The sequence below is a fragment of the Deinococcus pimensis DSM 21231 genome, from assembly GCF_000519345.1.
Classification (GTDB): domain Bacteria; phylum Deinococcota; class Deinococci; order Deinococcales; family Deinococcaceae; genus Deinococcus_A; species Deinococcus_A pimensis.
In genome coordinates this window covers 1-956 of the sequence record NZ_KI912653.1, presented here as the reverse complement: position 1 = coordinate 956, position 956 = coordinate 1, and the positions used below count along the sequence as shown (strand labels likewise).

2 protein-coding genes are annotated in these 956 nt (G+C 72.6%); both read left to right on the top strand.

The features are described from left to right. A partial coding sequence (locus tag DEIPI_RS0114560) for a DNA glycosylase AlkZ-like family protein (protein WP_211238302.1) occupies window positions 1-349 on the top strand: 349 nt, incomplete at its 5' end. Window positions 350-562: 213 nt separating this feature from the next. Beyond that, a partial coding sequence (locus DEIPI_RS31320; RefSeq protein WP_045234387.1) for a hypothetical protein occupies window positions 563-956 on the top strand: 394 nt, incomplete at its 3' end.

Below are 956 nucleotides of genomic sequence, written 5' to 3'. Positions count from 1 at the left end.
CACGTACCTCTGGCCGGAAGGGGAGACGCCCGGCGGGGACGCCCCCGCGCGCGTGCGGCTCCTCGCGCCCTTCGATCCCGTCGTGTGGGACCGCCGCCGCTTCGAGCACCTGCACGGCTGGGCGTACCGCTTCGAGGCCTACACCCCGCCCGGAAAGCGGCTGTACGGCTACTACGCCCTCCCGCTCCTGTGGGGCGAACGCGCCGTCGGCTGGGCGAACCTGGCGGTGCAGGACGGCGCGCTCGTCGCGGAGACCGGCTTTCCCGGTCCCGCGCCCGCCTCGGCGGCCTTCCGGCGCGCGCTGGACGCGGAACTGGAGCGCTACCGCGCCTTCCTCGGCGCGAGCTGAAACGAACTTGCGTCCGTTCCGTTCCACCCCGGAAAAGCATCAGGGTGGAACTGCACTCGCGCAAGCTCGTCATTTTTTCTCCTCGCTTCGCTCGGTCTCGAGGAGTTCCTTCGGAAACTCCTCGAGACGAAACGGTATGACTCCGCCAAATCGCCCACGGGCCTCCGCCACGCGGCGCACGCGCTCCGGGGCGCCCGTCCGTACGATGAGGGCATGACCACGCCCTCCGTCCACGTCGACGTGCTCGCCGTGATCCGTCACCCCACGGCGCCGGGCTGCGTGCTCGTCACGCCCGAAGGCCGCCTCCCGGAGCTCGCCACCCGGCACGGCGTGTACAAGGCCGAGCGCGTCGCGCGCCGCTTCGGTGAGCTGCTCGGCGCGTCCCTGTACGCCCTGCGCCGACTCGACTACGCCCTCGTGTCCGGCTCGCTCGAAGGGCACCGCCGCCTGAAGGGCGCCTTCGAGCTCGAACTGCTCGGTCCCGCCCCGGAGGGCGCCCTGTGGGCCGACGCGCGTGACCTGCTCGCCCGCACCACCGAGGACCGTGAGCGGAGCGCGCTGACGGCCTTCCTCGCGCCCGCCACCGTCCGCCGTCCCGACTGGCAGC